This window comes from Microbacterium sp. Se5.02b, assembly GCF_019464375.1.
Lineage (GTDB): Bacteria > Actinomycetota > Actinomycetes > Actinomycetales > Microbacteriaceae > Microbacterium.
In genome coordinates, this window is the sequence record NZ_CP080491.1 from 1512036 (window position 1) to 1535756 (window position 23721).

Annotated in this window: 21 protein-coding genes and 1 pseudogene; 20 read left to right on the forward strand and 2 right to left on the reverse strand. The window is 68.8% G+C overall.

Going from position 1 to position 23721, the window contains the following annotated elements:
- Positions 1 to 76: 76 nt before the first annotated feature.
- Positions 77 to 1840 carry a DUF4012 domain-containing protein gene (locus K1X59_RS07520; RefSeq protein ID WP_220174088.1) on the reverse strand — a complete coding sequence of 588 codons (1764 nt, stop codon included), beginning with the start codon at positions 1838 to 1840 and terminating at the stop codon, positions 77 to 79.
- Positions 1841 to 1962: 122 nt separating this feature from the next.
- Here K1X59_RS07520 and K1X59_RS07525 point away from each other — a divergent pair, with 122 nt between their 5' ends.
- The 19 genes and pseudogenes from K1X59_RS07525 to K1X59_RS07615 all read left to right on the forward strand — a co-directional run bounded on the left by K1X59_RS07525 (position 1963) and on the right by K1X59_RS07615 (position 22003).
- Positions 1963 to 3036 carry a glycosyltransferase gene (locus tag K1X59_RS07525; protein WP_220174089.1) on the forward strand — a complete coding sequence of 358 codons (1074 nt, stop codon included), beginning with the start codon at positions 1963 to 1965 and terminating at the stop codon, positions 3034 to 3036.
- Positions 3037 to 3170: 134 nt separating this feature from the next.
- Positions 3171 to 5597, forward strand: coding sequence for a VCBS repeat-containing protein (locus K1X59_RS07530; protein ID WP_183152344.1), 2427 nt, complete (start codon positions 3171 to 3173; stop codon positions 5595 to 5597).
- Between the two features lie 97 nt (positions 5598 to 5694).
- Positions 5695 to 6600: an ABC transporter permease gene (locus K1X59_RS07535; RefSeq protein WP_244632509.1), complete on the forward strand. Its 906-nt coding sequence runs from the start codon at positions 5695 to 5697 to the stop codon at positions 6598 to 6600.
- Positions 6597 to 7334 (forward strand): ABC transporter ATP-binding protein, encoded by a 738-nt coding sequence (locus tag K1X59_RS07540; RefSeq protein ID WP_183152346.1) that lies wholly within the window; start codon positions 6597 to 6599, stop codon positions 7332 to 7334. The genes K1X59_RS07535 and K1X59_RS07540 overlap by 4 nt, the downstream gene beginning before the upstream one ends.
- The gene (locus tag K1X59_RS07545) at positions 7334 to 9280 is read left to right on the forward strand and encodes a DUF6541 family protein (RefSeq protein WP_220174090.1); all 1947 of its coding nucleotides are present in this window, start codon (positions 7334 to 7336) and stop codon (positions 9278 to 9280) included. Before K1X59_RS07540 ends, K1X59_RS07545 begins: the two co-directional genes overlap by 1 nt.
- Before the next feature lie 32 nt (positions 9281 to 9312).
- Positions 9313 to 10041 carry a glycosyltransferase family 2 protein gene (locus K1X59_RS07550; protein ID WP_183152349.1) on the forward strand — a complete coding sequence of 243 codons (729 nt, stop codon included), beginning with the start codon at positions 9313 to 9315 and terminating at the stop codon, positions 10039 to 10041.
- On the forward strand, positions 10038 to 10436 hold the full coding sequence (locus K1X59_RS07555; protein ID WP_183152350.1) for a DUF2304 domain-containing protein: 399 nt from the start codon (positions 10038 to 10040) through the stop codon (positions 10434 to 10436). The genes K1X59_RS07550 and K1X59_RS07555 overlap by 4 nt, the downstream gene beginning before the upstream one ends.
- Positions 10433 to 11668 carry a glycosyltransferase family 4 protein gene (locus K1X59_RS07560; RefSeq protein WP_183152351.1) on the forward strand — a complete coding sequence of 412 codons (1236 nt, stop codon included), beginning with the start codon at positions 10433 to 10435 and terminating at the stop codon, positions 11666 to 11668. The genes K1X59_RS07555 and K1X59_RS07560 overlap by 4 nt, the downstream gene beginning before the upstream one ends.
- 14 nt (positions 11669 to 11682) lie before the next feature.
- Positions 11683 to 12275: pseudogene (locus tag K1X59_RS07565) on the forward strand (DapH/DapD/GlmU-related protein).
- The gene (locus K1X59_RS07570; protein WP_202045604.1) at positions 12272 to 13369 is read left to right on the forward strand and encodes a DegT/DnrJ/EryC1/StrS aminotransferase family protein; all 1098 of its coding nucleotides are present in this window, start codon (positions 12272 to 12274) and stop codon (positions 13367 to 13369) included. Before K1X59_RS07565 ends, K1X59_RS07570 begins: the two are co-directional and overlap by 4 nt.
- A complete protein-coding gene (locus K1X59_RS07575; RefSeq protein ID WP_220174198.1) occupies positions 13366 to 14361 on the forward strand; it encodes a Gfo/Idh/MocA family protein in 996 nt (331 codons plus the stop codon). Before K1X59_RS07570 ends, K1X59_RS07575 begins: the two co-directional genes overlap by 4 nt.
- A 318-nt stretch (positions 14362 to 14679) precedes the next feature.
- Entirely contained in the window at positions 14680 to 15594 is a 915-nt protein-coding gene (locus tag K1X59_RS07580) for a hypothetical protein (protein ID WP_220174091.1), read from the forward strand.
- 24 nt (positions 15595 to 15618) lie between these two features.
- Complete coding sequence (locus K1X59_RS07585; RefSeq protein WP_183152354.1) at positions 15619 to 17403, forward strand: ABC transporter ATP-binding protein; 1785 nt, start codon at positions 15619 to 15621, stop codon at positions 17401 to 17403.
- On the forward strand, positions 17400 to 18485 hold the full coding sequence (locus tag K1X59_RS07590; protein ID WP_183152355.1) for a glycosyltransferase: 1086 nt from the start codon (positions 17400 to 17402) through the stop codon (positions 18483 to 18485). The genes K1X59_RS07585 and K1X59_RS07590 overlap by 4 nt, the downstream gene beginning before the upstream one ends.
- Positions 18482 to 19618 (forward strand): glycosyltransferase, encoded by a 1137-nt coding sequence (locus K1X59_RS07595; RefSeq protein WP_183152356.1) that lies wholly within the window; start codon positions 18482 to 18484, stop codon positions 19616 to 19618. Before K1X59_RS07590 ends, K1X59_RS07595 begins: the two co-directional genes overlap by 4 nt.
- Positions 19615 to 20760, forward strand: coding sequence for a glycosyltransferase (locus tag K1X59_RS07600; RefSeq protein WP_183152357.1), 1146 nt, complete (start codon positions 19615 to 19617; stop codon positions 20758 to 20760). Before K1X59_RS07595 ends, K1X59_RS07600 begins: the two co-directional genes overlap by 4 nt.
- Positions 20757 to 21230: a hypothetical protein gene (locus tag K1X59_RS07605; protein WP_220174092.1), complete on the forward strand. Its 474-nt coding sequence runs from the start codon at positions 20757 to 20759 to the stop codon at positions 21228 to 21230. Before K1X59_RS07600 ends, K1X59_RS07605 begins: the two co-directional genes overlap by 4 nt.
- Positions 21208 to 21375: a hypothetical protein gene (locus tag K1X59_RS07610; RefSeq protein ID WP_220174093.1), complete on the forward strand. Its 168-nt coding sequence runs from the start codon at positions 21208 to 21210 to the stop codon at positions 21373 to 21375. The genes K1X59_RS07605 and K1X59_RS07610 overlap by 23 nt, the downstream gene beginning before the upstream one ends.
- Positions 21376 to 21418: 43 nt before the next feature.
- Complete coding sequence (locus tag K1X59_RS07615) at positions 21419 to 22003, forward strand: glycosyltransferase (protein ID WP_258567208.1); 585 nt, start codon at positions 21419 to 21421, stop codon at positions 22001 to 22003.
- Positions 22004 to 22110: 107 nt separating this feature from the next.
- On the opposite strand, the gene K1X59_RS07620 is transcribed toward K1X59_RS07615, so the two are convergent.
- A complete protein-coding gene (locus K1X59_RS07620) occupies positions 22111 to 22266 on the reverse strand; it encodes a hypothetical protein (RefSeq protein ID WP_220174095.1) in 156 nt (51 codons plus the stop codon).
- A 3-nt stretch (positions 22267 to 22269) separates the two neighbouring features.
- On the opposite strand from K1X59_RS07620, the gene K1X59_RS07625 reads away from it, so the two are divergent.
- Positions 22270 to 23691: a glycosyltransferase gene (locus K1X59_RS07625; RefSeq protein WP_220174096.1), complete on the forward strand. Its 1422-nt coding sequence runs from the start codon at positions 22270 to 22272 to the stop codon at positions 23689 to 23691.
- Positions 23692 to 23721: the final 30 nt, after the last annotated feature.

The window sequence follows — 23721 nt, forward strand, 5'->3', positions numbered from 1 at the left end:
CCCTGCCCCCACGGCAGGATTGCAGACTCCAATATATTCCCCAGTGAGTCGACAGTACCCTATCGGACGTCGAATGTCACGAAGCGCAGGTGAGGGTTTCTCTGGGCGTGTCCGGCGCCTCGATCAGGGGGGTGTGCAGCACCTCGGTGAGCCGCTCTCCGGCGCCCGTTCCCTGGAACTCGACCGTCACGGTGGTCGACTCGCCGGGAGCGAGCGACACCTCGTGTTGGATCACGGAACGATCCTCGAGCACGGCCGTCTGCACTCCGGGCTCCTTCCCGTCCTGGTCGACGTGCGACGGCGTGGCGCCGGCGGGACCGTAGATCGCGATCAGCGTGCGTGTCGAGCCTGCGGGCACGCCGTAGAAGCCGTCGGCGGTGACGTAGGCCGGCAGCGAGGTGGCCGCATCGGCGGGAGCGGTGTTCGTCCACGTCACGCGGACCTGCGTGGTGGGGAGCCCCTGACACGTGCCGATCGCTGTCGCGATGGTCGCGCGCGTGTAGAAGTCCATCTTCCCGCCGGTGCTGTCGTTCATCAGCACGCCCACGTACGTGCCGTCGGGTCCGTCCTTCGGGATGGTGCCGCCCAGCGCGGAGGACGCGAGCAGCGATTCCTCTTCGTCATGGGCGCTCCAGATGCGGATCCGCCCCTCGGCGGCGGAGTCGGCCAGCGCGCCGAGGAGCGCCTTCGGGTTCCCGCCCGACAGTGCGGCGTTGAACAGCGCGCCCGCCGCCTGCGCGAAGATCTCGTCCTGGACCGCGGGGTCGGGAACCGCGGCGTAGATCTCGGACAGGAGGATGTCGGTCACGTTCTCGGGCGTCGCGGTGAAAGGGCCGAACGTCAGGTCTCCCGTGACGGCCATGAGGTGCTTCGCGACGACCGCATCCACCGCGATGACGCCGTCGACGGTGCCGCCGAAGCGTCCCGTCCAGCGTGCGGCGATCGTCTCGCCGGCCTCGGCAAAGTCCGGGATGCTGGTGATGTTCTGCAGGTACCTCCCCGGGCGGTCCTCGAACAGCGCGATCGTGGATTCGCTCAGCGGCAGTGATGTGTCCAGCGGTGGGAAGTCGCGCGTCGACGCCTGCGTCTGGAGAGAGATCCTGCCGTTCTCGGCATGCAGGAGAGCGATGGAGCCGACGATGCCTCCCGAGGAACGCAGCTCCGCATTGTTCTGCATCGCCAGCACGTAGTTCCGTGGCCCTTCGCCCCCGAGCATCGTCGGCAGCAGCACCGCAGCGCCGTGCAGAGAACCGACGGCGGTCGCCGCTTGCGTGACGGCAGTGCGCAGTTGTCCGATCGCCTCGGCGAGCGGCGGGAGTGTGGCATCCGCGTCGATCCGCCTGGCTTGCACCTGGGCGGCGCTGAGCGCGGTGCTGGCGGTCCCGAGCGGCTGCTCGATCGCCGCGAAAGGTGCGAGATCGATCGCACCTCCGCTGAACCCGAGGCTTGCGAGGTCGAGGCCGCTCGCCACGTCGAGAAGGGGCGCGAGGGCATCGGTCGACACGTCATCGGCGATGTCGGCGATCTCGCTCACGGCGCGGAAGTTCGGCCCGAGCAGCGGCACCACCCCGAACGCCTGCCACACGAAGTCCGAGGTGAGGTCATCGGCGGATGCCGCGTTGCGGGCGATGCTCCGAGCGATCGGCTCTGCTCCGTCGAGGTCGCCGCTCGCGATCGACTCCTTGAGCTGCGTGGCGCCCTTCGCGACCTGCTGGAGGTCGTTCACCGCGCCGATGCCGCGCACCGTCACCCAGCCGATCGCGATGACGAGGAGCGCCAACAGTACGCCGACGGTCCACCCGATCCATCGGCGCCGGACGGGAAGTCGACCATCGCTCACCCGAGCATTCAAGCATGAACCCCTGAGCCGGTGGGGGGTCGAATCTGTGGGAACGCTGACATTCACGCGGCGCGGGCGTCGTGCTCCACGGGGGAACGGCGCGGCGAGGATAGCCTGATCCCATGGGTGCTCGGCTGCGTGTGGTTCTTGATCAGCTGGTGCATGTCGTCGATGCCGATCAGGCCGCCGCATCCCTCGATCTCACGCTCGGACTCGTGGCGACGTCGCCTTCCGGATGCACGGTGGACGCGATCGTGACGGCGGGCGCCGAGGTGCCGATCGGCGGTGTGAGCGACGTGCGCACCCTCGCCCTCGCGCGTCGGGAGCTGGCGACATCGTGGCAGCTCGGAATCGCGCCGGGAGTGGGTGGAGGGCTGATCCATTCACCGACGCTCATGGCGCCGCTCGTGCGTCACGACCGCGTGCACGACAACGACCAGACCACGGTCACGCTGTGGGATCTGCGGGCGTGGGACGCACCCGAGACGCTCTCCAAAGGCCAGGTCGCGTGGCAGCGGGGCATGCTCCGTCGTGCTGTGAAGCATGCCGACGCGGTGGTCGTGCCGTCGCACGCGGTCGCGGAACGGCTCTCCGAACTCGCGCGACTCGGCGATCGGGTCCGCGTCATCGCCGGTGCGCCTCCCCAGGGCTACGCCGCGCCACCTGACGCCGCTGAGCGCCGCGCCGCGGCGTCGCTCCCGGAACGGTACGTGGTGGTCGGCGGATCCCCGGCGACGCTGGCAGAGGGGTTCCGAGGAGCGATGGCGGCGGGTGTCGATGCCGTCGTGCTCGACGCCCCCGAGGGCGCGGAACCCCACTATGCGGAGATCGCATCCGCAGCCGGGCTGCCGGAGCGGCGTGCGCACATCCGGGGCGCATCGGGTGCGCAAGAGCGCGCGGCGGTTCTGGCGGGGGCCGCGGCCTACGTCGCCACCAGTGCGACAGCAGGATGGCCGTGGCGGGCGGTCGAAGCCATGGCGCTCGGACTCCCGGTGGTGGCCGTCGACAGCGGTTCGCATCGTGACGTCATCGCAGACGGAGGAATGCTGGTGCCGGCGGCGGAACTCGCTGAGGCCGTCGCGGACGCCACGGCGGGCGGCGCGGAGCGGCTGCGCGTGCTCGCAGCCGACCGGTCGCGGGCCTTCTCCTGGGCGAGTTCGGCGGAGCGCCTCTGGGGGCTGCACGCCGACCTCTGATCTGCTGGGAGCTACCTGCGCATACGCGCGACACGCGGGAATGTTGCGACGTAACCGGGGCAACAGTGGCATCATCCTGCAACTTCCGTCACACTGGTCACATGTCTCGACGTGCCCCACGCTCGCGAAACACCATGAGGACCTCCCGACTCCTCACCTGTTTCCTCGCTGTCTCTGCCCTGGTTCTCGGCACGGTCGTCCCCGCCGCCGCCGCGCAAGCCTCCGTCTCCGCGCCCGTCGCCCGCATGGCGGGCGCCTCCACCGATCCCGCCGCGACGGGGATCGCGAAGAGCACTCTCGTCGGCTTCACTCCGGGCAACATCATCAGCGACGCCGTGTTCACCAACAAGAACACGATGACCGAGGCGCAGATCCAGACCTTCTTCAACAGCAAGGTGTCGAAGTGCCAGGGCGGCCGCGACGAGAACAACGAGGCGATCGTCTGCCTCAAGGACTTTCGGATGAACACGGTCACCCGCCCGGCGGATCAGTACTGCACGGGGTACACGGGGGCAGCGAACGAGTCAGCGGCGCGCATCATCTACCGTGTCTCGCAAGCCTGCAACATCAACCCGCAGGTGCTCATCGTGATGCTCCAGAAGGAGCAGGGCCTCGTCACCCACATCTGGCCCAGCGCCTGGCGCTACAGGATCGCCCTGGGGCAGGGGTGCCCCGACACCGCGCCGTGCGATCCGAACTACATCGGCTTCTTCCACCAGATCTACGGCGCTGCGCGTCAGATGCAGATCTACATGGAAGGGAAGTGGTTCCAGTGGTATGCGCCGGGGAAGACCTGGAACATCCTCTACAACCCGAACGCCTCCTGCGGCTCCGCACCGGTCCGCGTCGCGAACAAGGCGACGTCGGCGCTGTACTACTACACGCCCTACCAGCCCAACGCTGCGGCGCTCCGGGCGGGCTACGGCACGGGAGACGGCTGCTCGGCATACGGCAACCGGAACTTCTACAACTACTTCACGGACTGGTTCGGCTCCACGCAGGGCACACCGGCGACCGCGCCTCCGGTGATCTCGGCGGCCAACACCTCGAGCTACGTCGTCGGGGCGGATGCCGCGGGGACGGTGTGGGCGTATCCGTTCGCGAAGAAGGCCTGGGGCACCCGCGTGCAGATGGCGACGGGACTCGGCACCGTCAAGGCGTTCTTCGGGGTCGGCGACCTCACCGGCGACGGCAATCGCGACTTCCTCTCCGTCGACGCGAGCGGTCAGCCGTCCGCACTCTACGGCGACGGGACGACGAAGCTGAGCGCGCCGACACGACTGGGCGGCAACTGGTCGGGCACGGTCCTCGTGGTGCCCGCGGGAGACTTCAACGGCGACGGACTTCCCGACGTCTTCACGACGGACGCATCCGGAGCGCTCTATCTGCGTGCGGGCGATGGCAGGGGCGGGTTCGGTGCGGCCAAGCTCATCGGAAGCGGCTGGAGCTCCATGAGCATGCTCGTCGGAGGACTCGACATGAACGGCGACGGTCGTTCCGACCTGATCGCGCGCGACTCCACCGGTCGACTGCTCCTCTATCAGGGCGACGGTCGCGGCGGTTGGGGGCCACGCTCGCAGATCGGCAGCGGCTGGTCGGGGATGACCTCCGTCTTCAGCCCCGGTGACTTCACCGGCAACGGGACGCCCGATCTCCTCGCGCACACGGCAGACGGCGTGCTGATGGCCTATGAAGGACGCTCCACCTCGTTCGTCGCCGGCGTGGGAACGGTGGGTTCCGGATGGCAGAACCTGTCGGTCAAGTCGTCGGCCGGACCTGCGGTGACGAGACCGCGCGCGCTGCCCGCCGGATTCGGCGACGTGGACGGCGCCGGAGGCAACGACGTCGTGGCACTCACGAACAAGGGCGAGCTCCGGTTGTACGGCGGTTCCGGCACCGGCACCTGGCGTTCCTCCAGCGTTCTCGCGACGGGATGGGGCGCCACGGACAGGATCGTCTCGCTCGGCGATTTCTCCGGCGACGGCCGTGCCGATCTCGGGCGCATCGACGGCGACGGGATCTTCTCGCTCCTGCCGGCCACGGGCAGCGGATTCGGAAAGGCCGTGCGCATCGGCCACGGGTGGGGATCCTTCGTCCACATCGTCGGCGGCGTGGACTTCGACGGCGACCGCAAAGTGGATGTGATCGCGGTCAACGCGGATGGGACGATGATGCTGTATCGCGGCAACGGCAGCGGCGGCTTCCAGGGCGACGGCGTGCAGATCGGGAAGGGCTGGGGCGTGGTGGACCTGTTGATCAACGCCGGCGACTTCACCGGGGACGGCCGAAGCGACCTGCTGGCACGCACGTCGGACGGCGCCCTCCGCCTCTACCCGACGACCGGCGCCGGCGGGTTCGGCGCGATGGTCCAGATCGGCAAGGGCTGGGGCGGGATGAAGCAGCTCGTCGGCCCCGGGGACTTCAACGGCGACGGTTCGACGGATGTCCTCGCCATCCGCCAGGACGGTGCGATGTTCTTCTATGCCGGCAACGGCAAGGGCGGATGGGGTGCGAGCGCTCAGATCGGGTCGGGCTGGCAGAGCATCTCGAGTCTCGGTTGAGCTCGGCCGCGCGGTCGAACCTGAGGGGGCGGTCGCAGGCGCTATGGGATACTGAGACGGCGACGGGATGCCGTCGTGTCGTCGATTGAGTGGGCCTGTGACTGATACCCGAGATCTTTTCGCTGCCGTCCCGCGTTCCGCGTTCGACACCCCTGGTGAGAGCCGCGGGCTGATCGATGTGGTGCGCTGGCGCTATCTTTTGCACCTCCTGGTCCGCACGGGCGTCACCACCCGCTACCGCAACTCCGTGCTCGGGTGGACCTGGTCCTATGTCCGTCCCGCCGCCCAGTTCCTGGTCTTCTGGGTGGTCCTCGGGCTGTTCATGAACCTCGACAGGGGGATCCCGAACTACGCGATCTACCTGTTCTCCGGCATCGTCGTGATCAACCTCTTCTCCGAGGCCTTCAAGAACGCCACGACGTCGATCGTCGGCAACGCGCCCCTCGTGCGAAAGGTCTTCCTCCCGCGTCAGCTGTTCGCCGTCTCGGCCGTCATCGTCGCCTTCGTGCACTTTCTTCCTCAGGTCGCTCTGCTGCTCATCGTCTGCCTCCTCCTCGGCTGGGTCGCGCACATCTCGATCCTCTCGGTCCTCGCCATCCTCGCCGGGATGATCATCGTCATGACGTTCGCGTTGGGGCTCGGACTGTTCTTCGGAGCGATCAACGTCCGCTTCCGCGACGCCGAGAACATCGTCGAACTCCTGCTCCTCCTCGCGACCTGGGCATCCCCGGTGCTGTACGCCTGGACACAGGTGCAGGACGCGGTCGTCGACAAGCTCGGCTGGCCGCAATGGGTGGTCGAGGTGTACATGCTCAACCCCATCACCCAGGGGGTCGAGCTCTTCCACTACGCGTTCTGGCGGCCGGTGACCGACACCGCCTTCGCGCTCCCGCCCGGGCTCGCCTGGAACACCCTGTGGACCTTCCTCATCGCGGTGGGCACCCTGCTCATCGGTCAACTCGTCTTCCGCCGTCTCGAAGGAAGGTTCGCACAGGACCTATGAGTGCTCCCACCACGCTCCGCCCCAGCATCGTCATCGACGGTGTCAAGAAGCGGTTCACGCTCAACCACGCGTTCTCCCTCAAAGACACCGTCGTGGCGTGGATCAAGCGACGCAAGCTCACGAGCGAGTTCGAGGCGCTGAAGGGCGTCGACCTGGTCATCGGGGAGGGGGAGTCCGTCGCTGTGCTCGGGCTCAACGGCTCCGGCAAGTCGACCCTGCTCAAGCTCGTGTCCGGCGTGATGGAGCCCGACGAGGGGCAGGTGCTCACGCGCGGTCGGGTCGCCGGTCTCATCGAAGTGGGAGCGGGCTTCCACCCGGAGCTCTCCGGACGTGAGAACGTGTTCCTCAACGCCGCGATCCTGGGGATGAAGAAGCACGAGATCGAAGCCCGCTACGACGAGATCGTGGCGTTCAGCGAGATCGAGCAGTTCATCGATCAGGAGGTCAAGCACTACTCGTCCGGGATGTTCATGCGGCTCGCGTTCTCGGTCGCGATCCACGTCGAACTGGATGTCCTCCTCGTCGACGAGATCCTGTCGGTCGGTGATGCACCCTTCCGTGAGAAGTGCCGTCTGAAGTTCGAAGAGCTCATCGCGTCCGGCAAGACCCTCGTCGTGGTCAGCCACGACATGGAGATGGTGCGCGAACTCTGCACGCGCGGAATCGTGATCAACAAGGGCGAAGTCATCTACGACGGCGAGGTCGAAGGAGCGATCGCTCTGGTGGATGCGTGATGCTGGACTGGCTCGCGCAGACGCCGACGCTCCTGGTGGCGGTGGCGATCGTCTTCCTTCCAGGGCTGCTCGCGCTCTGGGGTGTGGGGGTGCGTGGACTCGGACTGCTCGCCGCTGCTCCGATCTTCAGCGTGGCGGCGACGGGCGTCGTCGCCCTGGCTCTCGGCATGCTCGGCGTCGGATGGTCGGCCTGGAGCTGGGCGGCGGCCATGCTGCTCCTGGCGGGTGCGTCGTTCATCGTCGGACGGATCCTGGGTGGACGTCTCGCACCGCTCCGCGCGGACAGCGGACGGTGGATACTGCCGGTCTTCCTCGTCGTCGGCGTCGTGCTCGGCGTCTGGCGACTGGCGACGTACATCACCGACCCCGCCGGGATCTCGCAGACGAACGACGCCGTCTTCCACATGAACGCGGTGCGGTTCATCCTGGAGACCTCGGATGCGTCGTCCCTGCACGTGAACGGCGTGATCGGCGGCAGCTCGTTCTATCCGGCGGCGTGGCACGCCCTCGTCTCGCTCATCGTGCTGATCAGCGGAGCGAGCATCCCGGTCGCGGCGAACATGCTCACGCTCGTGATCGGCGCTCTCCTCTGGCCCCTCGGCATCGCCTGGCTCACGCGCGCGATCACCGGTTCGCCGCTGATCGCGGGGATGTCGGCGGTGCTGTCCGGCGCGCTCCAGACGTTCCCGCTGCTGATGTTCCAGTGGGGGGTCCTGTTCCCGAACGCGCTCTCGACCGCCCTGCTGCCCGCCGCCGTGGCGTTGATGATCTCGCTGCCGACGTGGCGTGACGGTGGTGGTCGTATCAAGACCACGGTGCGCGCGATGCTCCTCGCGGTCGTCACGGCGTGTGCTCTCGCCCTCGCCCAGCCGGCGGCCCTGCTGCCGTGGATCGCGCTGGTGCTGGTGTGGCTGACCGCGCGACTGCTGCAGGCCGCGAACGGGTGGTCGTCCCTCCGGCGCTGGAGCGTCATCGTCGGCATGTGGATCGTGTTCGCGGCGTTCTGGGTCGTACTCTCGCGGAGCACCAGCGGTTCGCACTGGCCGCCCTTCCGGGGCAAGCTCGAGGTGTTCCTCGACGTGCTGCTCAACGGTCACCTGCGCATACCTTTCGCGGTCGGGGTGAGCGTGCTCATGATCTGGGGGCTCGTCGTCGCCTGGCGGTCTCGGCGCCTGCGCTGGCTGGTGTTCGGGTGGGCGGGCATCTCGGCCCTTTACCTGCTCGTCGCGGCGATCGGCGCGCCCCTGGTGCGCATCGACATCCTCGGTGCGTGGTACGCGGACCCCTATCGGATCGCCGCGCTCGCACCCCTCGTAGTGATCCCCCTGGCCGCCGTGGGCATGCACGACCTCGTCGTCCGGGTGGGGAGTGTGATCCGTCGTCGAACCGGGGATGCCTCCCGTGCGTTCGGGGGCGACACTCTCGCTGTGAGCGCGCTCGCGGCGACGGTGGTCTTCATGGTCGTCCTGATCCTGGTCCGTCCTGTCGCGATGCCGGCCGTGATCGAGGGCACCTTCGACAGGGAATCGCGCTATCTCGCCGTATCCGACAGCTATCTCTCGCCCGACGAGCGCACGCTGCTCGAGTCCCTGGACGGCATCGTCGGGACGGACGAGCGGGTGATCGCGAATCCCTCGACCGGAGCTGGCTTCGGCTACATGCTCAGCGGCGTTGACGTGTATCCGCGGACCTGGTCGGCTCCGCGCACCGAGACCTGGACGGTGCTCGCCGAGGGTCTGCGGAACGCCGCATCCGACCCGGCCGTGTGCGAGGCGCTTCATGAGTACGGGGATCCGCAGTATGTCCTCGACTTCGGGCCAGGGGAGAACACACCGGGTCGCTTCGAGATGCCGGGCATGACCGACTTCGCGAGCGAGCCGGGATTCGAGCGCGTCGCCGAGGTCGGCGAGGTCTCCCTCTGGCGGATCACAGCGTGCGCGCGGTGAGCACGGCCCCACCGTCTGTAGGATCGCAGACGATGCGTCCGTCAGCTACCTCCGTTCTCGTCGTCATCCCGGCGCTGAACGAAGAGGATTCCGTGGGAGAGGTCGTCGGGGCGGTCGTGGCTGCTCTCCCCTCTGCACGGTGTCTCGTCATCGATGACGGATCCTCGGATGCCACCGCGGCCCGAGCCAGGCAGGCGGGAGCGCAGGTGCTGTCGCTGCCGTACAACCTCGGTGTCGGCGGGGCGATGCGCGCCGGGTTCCGATACGCCCGCGCCAACGGACACGGCGTCGTGGTGCAGGTCGATGCGGATGGTCAGCACGACCCCGCGGCGATCCCTGCCCTCATCGACGCACTGGGCGACGCCGATCTGGTCATCGGCGCACGATTCGCCGGCGTGGGGGACTACGGGGTGCGAGGGCCTCGCCGCTGGGCGATGCGAGTGCTCGCGGCCGTGATGAGTCGCGTGGCGGGGACACGACTGACCGACGTCACGAGCGGTTTCAAGGCCGCGGGACCGCGCGCCGTGCTGCTGTTCGCCGACAATTTCCCCGCCGAATACCTCGGCGACACGATCGAAGCCCTCGTGATCGGCGCGCGTGCCGGTCTGAAGATCAGACAGCTGCCGGTCGTCATGCGACAGCGGCAGGGCGGCGAGCCGTCGCACCGCCCGTGGAAGGCTGCGGTCTATCTCCTCCGGGCATGTGCGGCCTTCCTGCTCGCCATGATGCGTCCGCGCGCGCGGATGGAGGACATCGCATGAACCCCGTCACGTACGCCTTCGGCATCGTCGCGGCGGTGCTGGCCCTGATCGCGATCGTCGAACTCATGCGAAGGGGCACTCTTCGCGAGCGGCATGCCGTGTGGTGGTTCGTCGGCGGCCTGCTCGCCCTCGTCATCGCCGTGTTCCCGCAGACGCTCACCTGGGCGGCCAGAGCCCTCGGGATCGCGCTGCCGGTGAACCTCGTCTTCTTCATCGCGATCGCCCTGCTGTTCCTCGTCAGCCTCCAGTACGGTGCCGAGCTCACGCGCACGGAGGAGAAGATGCGCACCCTCGCCGAGAAGTCCGCCTTCCATGAGGCGCGGATCGAAGCCCTCGAGGCGAAGGCCGCCGAACATGAACGGGGCGCGCGCCCGGACGAGGAGGACGAGCAGTGAGCGGGCGCTCCCGCATCCTCATCGCGTCACGGTTGTTCCCGCCCGAGGTGAGTGCCGGTGCGTTCCGACTCGGCGCGCTCGCCCGCTCGCTGCACGAACGCGGAGACGGGGTGGTCGTCCTCACGACGCGTCCGCCGCGACATGCGCCGCAGACGGCGGATGCACCGGGTGTGGTCGTTCGTCGGTGGCCTGTTCTGCGCGACAGCGGAGGCAACGTCCGCGGCTACATCCAGTACCTCAGCTACGACGCGCCGCTCTTCTTCCGCCTGCTCTTCTCGTCGTTCGACGTCGCGGTCGCCGAATCGCCGCCCACCACGGGTCTCGTGGTGACCGCGGTCGCGGCGCTGCGACGCAAGCCGGTCGTGTACTACGCCGCCGACGTCTGGACCGACGGCGTGATCTCGATGGGTGCTCCCGCCCCGGTGATCGCCGTGATGCGCTGGATGGAGAGGATCGTCCTCCGTCGCGCCCAGGCGATCGTCTCCGTCTCCGACGAGGTCACCGAGCGGCTCGTCGCGCTCGACGCGGATCGGACCAGGATAGAGACGGTCGGCAACGGGATCGACACGTCGATCTTCACCCCGGATGCCGTTCTTCCGACGGGGGTCGACCCGTACTTCGTGTACACCGGGACCATGTCGGAGTGGCAGCGCCCTGACCTCTTCATCCGCGCCCTCGCTCTGATCACGGAGGAGGAGCCCGCAGCGCGGATCCGCTTCTTCGGTCAGGGGGCGGTGGAAGCCGACCTCCGTGCTCTGGCGGAGGAGATCGTCCCAGGGCGGGTCGAGTTCGGGGGAGTGGTGAGCCCGCAGGAATCGGCCTCGTGGATCCGCGGTGCGACGGCGGCGCTGGTGAGCATCGTCCCGGGAATCGGCTACGACTTCGCTCGCCCCACCAAGACGTACGCCGCCGCTGCCGTCGGAACGCCCGTTCTCTTCGCGGGCCCGGAAACCGGTGCGCGTCTCGTGCGGGACGCCGATCTCGGAACGTCGGTGGACTTCGACCCGGAGTCGGTCGCCACCGCGATGCGAGAGCTGCTGGCCGAGGAGCGCTCGGGGCGCGCAGCGGAGCAGCGCACCGCGCGGGCCGCCTGGGCGCGTGCCAACGTCTCGCTCACCGCCGTCGCGGAGCGGGTCGCCGCAGTCACCTCGCAGGTTCGTGAACGGCGGACGACTAAGATCGGACCTGCGCGTCCCGCGCGTTCTGGACCCGATGAAAGGCCTTTTGCGTGACCGAAACCGGAAGTGTGCGGATCGTGGAGTCCGCGGATGTCTCGCCCGATGCGCGCATCGGTGACGGCTCGTCGATCTGGCACCTCGCCCAGGTCCGCGAGGAGGCCGTGCTGGGCGAGAACTGCATCGTCGGGCGTGGTGCGTACATCGGGACCGGCGTGGTGATGGGCGACAACTGCAAGGTCCAGAACTATGCGCTCGTCTACGAACCGGCCCGCCTGGCCGACGGTGTCTTCATCGGACCGGCCGTCGTGCTGACCAATGACACGTACCCGAGGGCCATCAACGCGGACGGCACCATCAAGAGCGCCCACGACTGGGAGCCGGTCGGCGTGACCATCGAGACCGGCGCCGCTATCGGCGCGCGTGCCACCTGCGTCGCGCCGGTGACCATCGGAGCCTGGGCGACCGTCGCAGCAGGCGCCGTGGTCGTGAAGGACGTCCCCGCATACGCCCTGGTGGCCGGGGTTCCGGCCCGCCGCATCGGCTGGGTGGGGAGTCCGGCGTGCCGCTCACGGCAGGCGAGCGCGATGGCATCTGGATATGCCCTTCGACCGGTGCTCGATTCGTCGAGTCCGACGGAACATTGATCAAGGAGACCGTGTGACCGAGTTCATCCCCCCCGCAAAGCCCATCATCGGAGACGACGAGCGTGCCGCCGTCGATCGAGTCCTGCGCAGCGGGATGGTCGCCCAGGGACCCGAGGTCGCGGCGTTCGAGCAGGAGTTCTCGGACCACTTCGTCCCCGGTCGTCCCTCCGTCGCGGTGAACTCGGGCACGGCAGGGCTCCACCTCGGTCTGCTCGCCGCGGGCGTGGGCGCCGGCGACGAGGTCATCGTGCCGTCCTTCACCTTCGCCGCGACCGGGAACTCGGTCGCGCTCACGGGCGGCACCCCGGTGTTCGTCGACATCGAGCCGGAGACCTTCACGCTCGACCCCGAGGCCGTCGCCGCCGCGATCACACCGCGGACGAAGGGCATCCTGCCGGTGCACCTCTACGGTCACCCCGCACGCATGCGTGAGCTCGAGGCCCTCGCCGCCGAGCGCGGCGTCGCCCTCTACGAGGATGCCGCCCAGGCGCACGGCGCCTCCCTCGACGGACGGCCGGTGGGCTCGTTCGGCGAGTTCGCGATGTTCAGCCTGTACCCGACCAAGAACATGACCAGCGGCGAGGGCGGCATGGTCACGACCGCGACGGATGAGGTCGCGCGTCGCGTGAAGCTGCTGCGCAACCAGGGCATGGAGCGCCAGTACGAGAACGAGATCATCGGCTTCAACGCGCGGATGACCGACATCCACGCCGCGATCGGCCGTGTGCAGCTGACCAAGGTCGACGCGTGGACGCGCACCCGTCAGGCGAACGCCGCGTTCCTCGATGCGAACCTGCGGGGTGTCGTGATCCCGCCCGTCGCCGAGGGCGCGGTGCACGTGTACCACCAGTACACCGTGCGCGTGCCGGAGGATCGCGATGGCTTCGTCGCCGCGCTGAAGTCCGAGCACAACGTGGGAGCAGGGGTCTATTACCCGATCCCGAATCACCGCCTGCCGTCGCTGGCACCGTACGCCCCGGGGCTGGACCTGCCCGAGACGGAGCGCGCGGCGCGCGAGGTCGTCTCGCTGCCCGTCCACCCCTCGCTGACGTCGTCCGACCTCGAGCGCATCGTCGCCGCGGTCGAGGCCGTCGCCGGAGCGGGCGCCTGATGGCGTTGCGCGCCGGCCTGCTCGGCGTCGGGATGATGGGCCGTCACCACGCCCGCGTCCTGCGGGAACTCGACGGGGTCGAGCTCGTCGCCATCGCCGATCCCGGTGGGGATCCGCACGGCGTGGCAGGCGACCTCGAGATCCTTCCCGACATCGATGCCCTGATCTCGGCGGGCATCGATATCGCGGTGGTCGCGGTGCCGACGCGCTTCCACGAGGATGCCGCCCTCAAACTGGCTGCCGCGGGGGTGCACACTCTCGTCGAGAAGCCCATCGCCCACAGCGTCGAGGCCGGGCAGCGCATGGTCGACGCGTTCGCCTCCGCCGGGCTCGTCGGAGCGGTCGGTCACATCGAGCGCTTCAACCCTGCGGTCCAGGAACTGCGACGCCGGATCGAGGCGGGCGAGCTCGGGGCGGTCTACCAGGTCGTCACCCGTCGGCAGGGGCCGTTCCCCTCGCGTATCGCCGACGTCGGCGTGGCGAAGGACCTCGCCTCGCACGACGTCGACCTCACCGCGTGGGTCGTGCAGAGCGACTACGACCGTGTGTTCGCGCAGACGGCGTTCAAGAGCGGTCGCGAGCACGAAGACATGATCACGATCACCGGACGGACGGCGTCCGGCGTCATCGTGAACAACATCGTCAACTGGCTGAGCCCGATGAAGGAACGACTGACGGTCGTCACGGGGGAGAAGGGCGCATTCGTCGCAGACACCTCGACCGGCGACCTCACGTTCTACGCCAACGGCACGATCCCCCTCGAATGGGAATCCGTGTCCTCCTTCCGCGGGGTCTCCGAAGGAGACGTCACGCGCTACGCGTTCGCCAAGCGCGAGCCGCTGCGCGTCGAGCATGAGGCTTTCCGCGATGCCGTGCTCGGGCAGCAGACCGACGTCGTGACCATGGAGCAGGGACTGCGCACGCTCGTGGTCGTCGAAGCAGCGCTCGAGTCTTCGCGGACCGGGAACGCCCTTCCTCTTCTGGACACCTGACGCGAGGAGCGGGATGAGCGCACTGGCGGGGCTCAAGAGAGCCGTGACGGAGGCGATTCCCGACCCCGTGGCCGAGCGCATCCTCCCCTGGAAGCGCGCGGCGTTCCGCGAAGCGGGTGTCATCGGGGTGGCCCCCGCCGAGACAAGGCTGCTGATCGCTCCGGTGAACTCCGCGGGTCAGGGTTTCGCCTGGGCCCGCGCGGCCGAGCGGCTTCCCGATGTGAGTGCGGCGAACTTCATGTACCGCGGTGCGGACGATGTCTTCGCCTACCCTGCCGACCACTCGGTCTCGACGGCGTATTTCGTCCAGAACCGGCGATGGCAGGCCGCGCAGCGTCGGGCGATCGCCCGGGGTTCACCCATGTGCTCGTCGAATCCGGTCGGCAGGTGCTGGGCGGCAGCTCGACGCCCGACGACGAGATCGCCTGGCTCCGCCGACGGGGCATCCAGGTCGCGCTCCTCTGGCACGGCAGCGATATCCGTCTGCCGGACCAGCACGCGCGGACTGATGCCGACTCCCCGTTCCGCGAAGGGCGCTATCCCGAGCAACCGCGGCTCCAGGCCATCACCGAGGCGAATCATCGTCTGCTGCGGACCCTCGAGCTCCCGGCCTTCGTCTCCACACCCGACCTGCTCACGGACGTGCCGGAGGCGACCTGGCTTCCCGTCGTCGTCGATGCGGCGAGGTGGGCCGACGCGGCTCCGTCAGCGCCCCTCGTGCGCGATCGTCCCGTGGTCGTGCACGCCCCGAGTCGCGCAGGGTTGAAGGGGACGGCACTGATCACTCCGACCATGCGCCGTCTGCACGACGAAGGCGCCATCGAGTACCGCGAGATCACCGGCGTCCCCGCGTCGCGCATGCCGGAGGTGTACGGAGAAGCGGACATCGTGCTCGATCAGTTCTCCCTCGGCATCTACGGCGTCGCCGCGTGCGAGGCTCTGGCGAGCGGACGCGTCGTGGTCAGCCACGTGTCCGAGGTCGTGCGAAAGAGGGTGCGGGCGCGCACGTCGCGAGATCTCCCGGTGCTCGAGGCTCGGGCGGCAGACCTCGAACGGGTGCTGCGGGACATCCTCGCCGACCGGGACCGGGCGAAGGGGATCGCCGCAGCCGGACCCGAGTTCGTGCGGGCCGTTCATTCCGGACGCCGATCCGCCGATGCGCTCGCCGGGTTCCTGGGTGAACGTGAAGGCGCGGCAGGGTCCCACATGGAAGACTGGACCGATGCCCGCTGATCGATACCCTGAGGACTCCGCGTCATGAAGCTCGTTGCGAAGACCTACCGGGAGCTTGTGACCTATCTCCCCGCAGATGCGCGTTCCTACCTGCTGCGCTACGTCGTGGTCTCCTGTCTGCTCACCATCCTCGACATCGGCGCGATCATGCTCCTCGCCCTGAGCCTGACCCCGATGATCGCGCGAACGACCATCACTCTCCCCGTCATCGGCGAGATCGGGGAAGACGACTACGTCTGGCTGATCGGCTCCGTGGCGGTGCTCATCCTCGTGAAGTCCGCGCTGGCCCTGCTGCAGCAGTGGTTCGCGACCCGTCGATTCGCCTCCTTCGAACTCGAGATCGGCCGGCAGCTCTTCGACAGCTACATCAAGGCGCCGTGGACCTATCGTCTCGGTCGGAACACCGCGCAGATCGTCCGCATCGCCGACGTCGGCATCGCCAACACCATCAGCGGCTTCCTCCTGCCGATCGTGCAGCTGCCGTCGATCATCGTGAGCTTCGTGCTGATCCTGGCGGTGATCGTGGTCGCCCAGCCGCTCACAGCGCTCATCACCGTCGTCTACCTCGGCGGCATCATGGCGCTGCTCTACTGGGTGGTCTCCGGACGGTCGGTGCAGGCCGGGCGCGTCTCGCGCGACTACTCCTTCAAGGTCGCGACGCTGATGACCGAGATGATGCAGGCTCTCAAGGAGATCACGCTGCGGAACAAGACCGGTGAGGTCGCCGGCATCGTGCAGTACAACCGCTCCTTCAGCACCCGGGCTCGTGCGAACATGAACTTCCTCGGTTCCGTCCCCGGGTTCGTCCTCAACTCCGCGCTGGTCGGAGGCTTCGTGCTCGTCGGCGGCATCGGCTACGCGCTGGGGGGCATGCAGGAGGCGCTGGCGTCGGTGGCGCTGTTCGCCGTGGCGGGGTTCCGCCTCGTCCCCTCACTGACCGGATTCCAGTCGATCGTGACGACCACCACGGCGAACGTGCCGCACGTGCAGGCCGTGATCTTCGACATCAAGGTGTCGGAGAAGTACATCTCGGTGGCGGAGCGCCTCGGACAGGAGCCGATCGAGGGGGAGCCGCGCGTGCTCACCCTGACCGACGTGTCGTTCGGATACCCGAAGCACGAGGACACGCCGGCGGTGCACGACATCGACCTGCGCATCCCGATCGGCAGCTCGCTCGCCTTGGTGGGTTCGTCCGGCGCGGGCAAGTCGACTCTGGTGGACATCCTGCTCGGTCTCCTCGTCCCGCAGAAGGGCTCGATCCGCCTGGACGACCAGGACCTCAACGACGTCCTCGCCGCCTGGCGCTCCCGCGTGGGATATGTGCCCCAGGACGTCTCGCTCTTCGACGGCACCGTGGCCCAGAACGTCGCCCTGGACTGGGACGACAAGGACATCGACTTCGACCGGGTGCGTGCTTCCCTCGAACGCGCGCAGCTCTGGGAGACGATCGAGGCGCGGGACGGCGGCATGCACGGCCGGATCGGTGAGCGCGGTCTCTCTCTGTCCGGAGGGCAGCGTCAGCGTCTCGGCATCGCCAGGGCGCTGTACAGCGACCCGCTGATCCTCGTCCTCGACGAGGCGACGAGTGCGCTCGACACCAAGACGGAGTCGAAGGTCACGGAGGCCATCCGCAGCCTCAAGGGGGAAGTCACCATCGTCTCGGTCGCGCACCGGCTCTCGACGATCCGCGACAGCGATCTCGTCTGCTTCATGCAGGACGGCACGATCGCCGACCAGGGCACGTTCGACGAACTCGTCGCCCGGGTGCCGAACTTCGCCGAGCAGGCTCAGCTGGCTGGCCTGACGTGACGAGGCCCTTCGTCGACGTCGTGATCGCCTGCCACGACGAACGGCGACCGATCGAGCGGGCCGTCGCCTCGCTCATTCACGACGATGACGTGCGCGACGTCGTACGCGTCACGGTCGTCGCTCACGGGCTGGACGCGGGCATCCTCGAACGGCGCCTCGCGGGGATCGACGGCGACATCCGTGTGCTGCCTTTCCAGGACGGCATCCGCAGCGCGGCCGGACCGTTCAACCACGGCCTCGCGGCTGTCGACGCGGAGTACAGCGGTGTGATGGGCTCGGACGACTTCCTCGAACCCGGCACGATGTCGCAGTGGGTCCGATATGTGCGCGCGGAACGGCCGGACGCCGCGATCGCGCAGATCCGGCTGCAGGGCCAAGGCCTGATGCCGAACCCGCTCGTGCGACTCGGACGCCACCGGCGACTCGACGCCGCTCGCGACCGACTCTTCTACCGCACCGCACCGCTCGGGCTGTTCCGCACTGCCCGGGTGCGCGAGTTGGGGCTGCGCATGCTCGAAGGCGTCCGCGTCGGCGAGGACTTCGAGTTCGGCATCCGGCTCTGGGCGCAGGGTGGACGGATCGACCTCCTCCGTGGTGCCGGCACGTACGTGATCGGCGAGGACGCCGCGGAGCGGACGACTCTCGGCGCGATGACCGTCACCGAGCGGCTCGCCCCGATCGTGCGGCTCTTCGAGGACGGGGTCTTCGCCGATCTCTCCGCTCGCGCCCGCACCGCCCTCGCCGTCAAACTCATCAGGGTGACGATCGTCGGCAATGCGCAGGCCCTCGCAGAAGAGCTCGACGACGACGATGTCGCGGCCTTCTCGACCTTGCTCCATCGGCTCCTCGATGTCGCGCCGCGGGCACTGCTGCCGTTCAACCGCCAGGACCGCCGGATTCTCGACGGGCTGCTGGCCGAGCCTCGCGCTGCCCGGCTGCGGTCCGATGTGGCGTCGTCGCGCGGCGCAGGGCGGCGCGACCGGTGGCTCACTCCCGACCTGGTGCACAGCTTCGCGCGCGAATCCACCCTGCGCCGATACGTCCTCTACTTCTGCAAGCGCGAGCGAAGGAGAACCCGATGACCGCCCGCCCGACCATGCTCATCATGTCGTTCTCGCCTCTGACCGGCGACGCCAGGGTGCTGAAGCAGATCGCACGGTTCACCCGCGACTTCGACGTGACGACTCTGGGATACGGTGACGCTCCGGAGGGAGTGGTCGACCACCTCTCCATGCCGAAGGAGGTCCGCTACAACGACCTCGACGGCAAGCTCATCACCCTCAAGCGCTATCGGACGGCGTACTGGCGGCTGTCCGCGGTGCGCTGGTCGCGGGCGGCGCTGAAGGGGCGACGGTTCGACGTGATCATCGCGAACGACGTCGAGGCCGTCCCCGTCGCGGTCAAGATGCGTCCGCGGTTCGGTGTCCTCGCGGACCTGCACGAGTACTCGCCGCGGCTGCATGACGACAACGAGCTCTGGTTCCAGCGCATCACGCCGTGGTTCGAGTGGGTGGTGCGCACCTACGTGACGAAGGCAGCGGCCTGGACGACGGTGAGCGAAGGACTCGCTGCGGAGTACGAGCGGAACTTCGGCTTCCACGCCGAGCTCGTCAGCAACGCGACCCCGTATCACGAGCTGCGCCCCGGCGCGGTCTCGGCCCCGATCCGACTGGTCCACAGCGGGGCCGGCCTCACCAATCGTCAGCTCCACCTGATGGCGGAGGCGGTGGCGACGGCGCAGGCCGACGTCACGCTGGACTTCTACCTCACCGCGAACCACCCCGCCTATCTCGAGGAGCTCAAGGAGTACGCGGCGACGACCGACCGGGTCCGCGTCCTCGATCCCGTGCCGTACTCGGAGCTGGTGACGACCCTGAACTCCTACGACGTGGGGGTCTTCCTCCTCCCGCCGCTGACCTTCAACTACCGGCACGCCCTGCCGAACAAGCTCTTCGACTTCGTGCAGGCGCGACTCGGGATCATCGTCGGACCCTCGCCGGAGATGGCCGGGTACGTCGAGCGGTACGGCTTGGGGTCGGTGGCCTCCGACTTCACGGTCGATGCGCTGCGCGAGAGGATCGAGCAGCTGACGCCGGAGGCCGTCGCGGCGTACAAACAGCACGCCCATGACAGTGCGCACGAGCTCGAGGGCGAACGGCAGGTCCAGAAGTGGGATCGCATCATCCACGGCCTCGTCGCGAAGGGCCGCCGATGACCGCCCCGAAGCTCCTGATCATCTCGTTCTCGACGATCAGGGCCGACGCGCGGCTGCTGAAGCAGATCACTCGTCTGCGCCGCGACTACGAGGTGCACACGGTCGGGTACGGCGAGACCCCGGACGGTGTGAGCGGCCACATCCGCATCCCCGACGAGCACCCGATCTGGCGCTACGACCGGGCGTCCGTGCTGTTGCGCCGATACCGCCACGCGTACTGGTCGAACCCCGCGATCGCCGCCGCCGTGACGGCGCTGCGCGACACGGACTGGGACCTCGTGCTCGCGAACGACGTGGATGCCGTGGGACTCGCGCTCGCTCAGCGATCCGTGCACGGGGTGCATGCCGATCTGCACGAGTACGCGCCCCGTCAGAAGGAAGACGTCTGGAAGTGGCGACTGTTCGTCGCTCCCTTCGTCCGGTGGATGTGCCGGACGTTCGTGATACGCGCCGACTCCGTCACCACGGTCGGCCAGGGAATCGCGGAGGAGTACGAGCGACGCTACGGGATCAGGGCCACGGTGGTGACCAATGCGGCCCCCTATGCGGAACTCACCCCGCACCCTGTCGCGTCGCCGATCCGCCTCGTGCACTCGGGTGCCGCCCTCCGCGATCGCAACATCGTGGCGATCATGGAAGCGGTCGAGGCGGCGTCCGCTGACGTCCGGCTCGCCCTCTACCTCACGCCGAACGACCCGGGATTCCTGGAGGAGGTCCGTGCGAGGGCGGCGGCGTCGGAGCGCGTCGAGCTCCACGACCCCGTGCCGTACGCCGAGCTCGGCGAGACCCTCAACGCCCACGATGTCGGCGTCCATCTCCTCCCGCCGGTCAACTTCAACAACACGTGGGCGCTGCCGAACAAGTTCTTCGACTACGTGCAGGCGCGACTCGGCGTGATCATCGGGCCCTCGCCCGAGATGACCCGCGTCCTGAAGGAACGAGGCTTCGGTGCCGTGGCGGACGGCTTCGACGCGGCCGCGCTCACGCGCCTCATCGACGAACTCGACGCCGAGCGGGTGCGGGAGTGGAAGCAGGCGTCCGACGCCTCAGCCAGGGAACTCTCCGGTGAAGAGCAGGCCGAGCGCTGGGCCGAGGCCCTCGCCGCTCTGATGGCGGCGCCGCCTCGTCAGGAGCGCGGATGAGCAGGCTGCTCCTCTTCACGAACGACTATCCCTATCGCACCGGCGACGTGGTGTTCGTGGAGAAGGAGATCGAGGCGCTCGCCGCGCGATTCGACGACGTCATCGTGTTCTGTCATGCACGCGACACGAGTGCCGGCATGGTCGACCTCCCCGAGGGGGTCCGTTTCGGAGGCAACCTCTTCGTGCCTGCACCGGAGGACGCGCCCCGGAGACTGCTCGAGTTCGCCCCGCTCCTCCTGCTCCTGCAGGCGACGTGGCGAGAGCTGTGGAGCGGCCGCCTCCTGCGGAACGCGCGCCTCTTCGCCATGGGGGCGAAGGTCGGGATGACGCAGGCGCACCGATCCGCGGTGCGCGAGGCCGTCGCGGGCGACCGTGACACCGTCGCCTACGCTTTCTGGGCCATGGGCGGGGGCTCGTCCTGCCCTGGCTTCGGGGGTGTCGGCCCGCGTGGTGCGGGTCCATCGGTATGACCTCTACGAGGAGCGGGCCATCGGCGGCTACCTGCCTTTCCGTCCCTTCTTCTTCGCGCGCACCGATCGGGTCCTGGCGATCTCCGACGACGCTGTGCGCTACCTGGAGGGTCGCTACTCCGAGGTCCGGGGAAGGTCCGGTTGAGCAGGCTCGGCGCCTACGGCCCCCGCAGGCCCCCGAGCGTCGACTGCACGGCGCACCGACCATCGTGTCGTGCTCGGCGGTGAGCGAGGTGAAGCGGGTCGATCGCATCGCCGAGGCCGTCCGCGAGCTGCATGCCGTCGACCCGTCGCGGCCGGTGCGTTGGGTTCATTTCGGCGACGGACCGCTCATGCCACAGCTGCGTGAGCACGTCGGCGCGTTCCCGGAGGGGATCGAGGTGGATCTGCGCGGACAGGTGCCGAACTCGGAGATCGCGGCGTTCTACGAGTCCGGCGAGGTGGATCTCTTCGTCAATCTCTCGGCATCCGAGGGCGTCCCGGTCAGCATCATGGAGGCCATCGCCTACGACGTGCCGGTCGTCGCCACGGCCGTCGGGGGGACTCCGGAGATCGTGGGCTCCGCGTTGCGCACCGGTGAGCTGGTCGAGGCCGAAGCGTCCAGCGGAACGGTCGCGGCGACACTGGCCTCGGTGCTCGACGCAGCGCCGGGCACATACGCCCCTCGCGAGAGATGGGAATCGGAGTACGACGCCGAGCGTACCGGCGCGCGCGCCGCAGAGCTGGTGAGCTCTCTCGCGAGCGGACCACGTCGTGAGCATGAGCGACCCTGATAGCTTCGTACCGTGAAGGTTCTGGTCGTGACACCCTGGCTTCCCACCGCAGGGCGACCGGACATCGGCGTCTTCATCCGGCGCGACATCGAGATGCTGCGCGCGGATCACGACGTGGAGGTCATCCACCTCTCCGCGGACGGGCAAGAGGCCACCGTGGACTTCCCGGTCACGACCGTGCGCATGTCGACGGCGGACCCCCGCAGCATCCGGCGCGCCGGGGTGTCATCGCCGAGCGCGCCGGAGATGCCGATCTCGTGCACTCCATGGCCGCGTCGGCGCTCCTCCCGTTCCTCGGCCGACGGATCGGGCGCCCGTGGGTGCACACGGAGCACTGGTCCGCCCTCCTCGCGCCCTCCACGGCGCCGGTGTCGGCTCGCGTCTCGCTGCCGCTCGTGCGTATGCTGCTCCGCCGTCCGGATGTCGTGATCGCCGTTGGTCACGATCTGGCGACCGCCATCGGCAAGACGCGGCGGGGGCGGACGCGCATCATCCCCAACGCGGTGCCGCGCCCGGTCGAAGTCCATGCACGGCCGGACGGCGGTGTGCTGACTCTGGTCGGCGTCGGAGGCCTGATCGCGCGCAAGGGACCTGACATCGCGGTGCGGACCGTCGCCGAGCTCCGCGGCCGGGGCGAGGATGCCCGACTCCTCTGGGCCGGCGACGGTCCGATGCGCGAATCCGTCGCTTCGCTCGCGAAGGAGCTCGGCGTGCGCGACCATGTGGAACTCCGCGGGCGGGTCTCGCCGGACGAGGTGGAGGGCCTCCTGGCCGAGGCAGACGTCTTCATCCTCCCCACGCGCATGGAGACCTTCGGGGTGGCGATCGCCGAGGCGCTCGTCGCGGGACGGCCGGTCGTCGTGTCGGCGTCCGGAGAGCAGGCCTCGTTCGTCTCGGAGCCCGATGGCGTGCTGGTCGAAGGATGGTCGGCCTCCGACTACGCCGATGCCGTGCAGCGCGTCCAGGAGCTCAACCGCGACCGCTCCGCGGCGGAGATCGCGTCGGCGGCGTCGGCCCTGTTCGATCCCGAGGAGCGGCGCAACGCCACGCGTGCGGCGTATCTCGCGGCCGCCGAGACGGAGGCAGACCCGCTTCCCCAGGACGTCGACGTCGTCATCGCCGCCCACGACCCCCGCAGGGACGTCGGCCGCGCGATCTCGTCCGTCCTGACTTCCCGTAGCGTGCGTGCCGTCCACGTGGTGTGCCACAACGTGGACGAGGCCGCGATCCGCCGGGCCGCGGGCGCGGCGGCGGAAGACGTCCGCGTGCGGTTCCTGGAACTGCGCGACGGGGTGCGCAGTCCCGCCGGGCCCTTCAACCACGGACTGGACGCCGCGGAGGGCCTCTACGTCGCGGTGATGGGTTCGGACGACGAGGTGACGGCGGGGGCGATCGACGCCTGGCGTCGGACCGCGCAGCAGGACGCGTCCGACATGGTGGTGGCGCCGCTGCGTCATGCGGGCGGCCACCGCGTGCCCACGCCGCCGACGCTTCGACGCCGCGACCTTCGCGGTCGCCGCGATCGCCTCGCCTATCGAACCGCGCCGCTCGGCCTGATCGCAGTGCCGCGTTTCGGCGGGCTGAGATTCACCCCGGGGGTCGCGACGGGGAGGACCTGGACTTCGGCGCCCGGCTCTGGTTCTCCGGCGCTCGCATCAGTCGACACGCCGGGCCGGACGACTACCTGATCCACGATGGGGAGGAGCGCGTCACCTTCA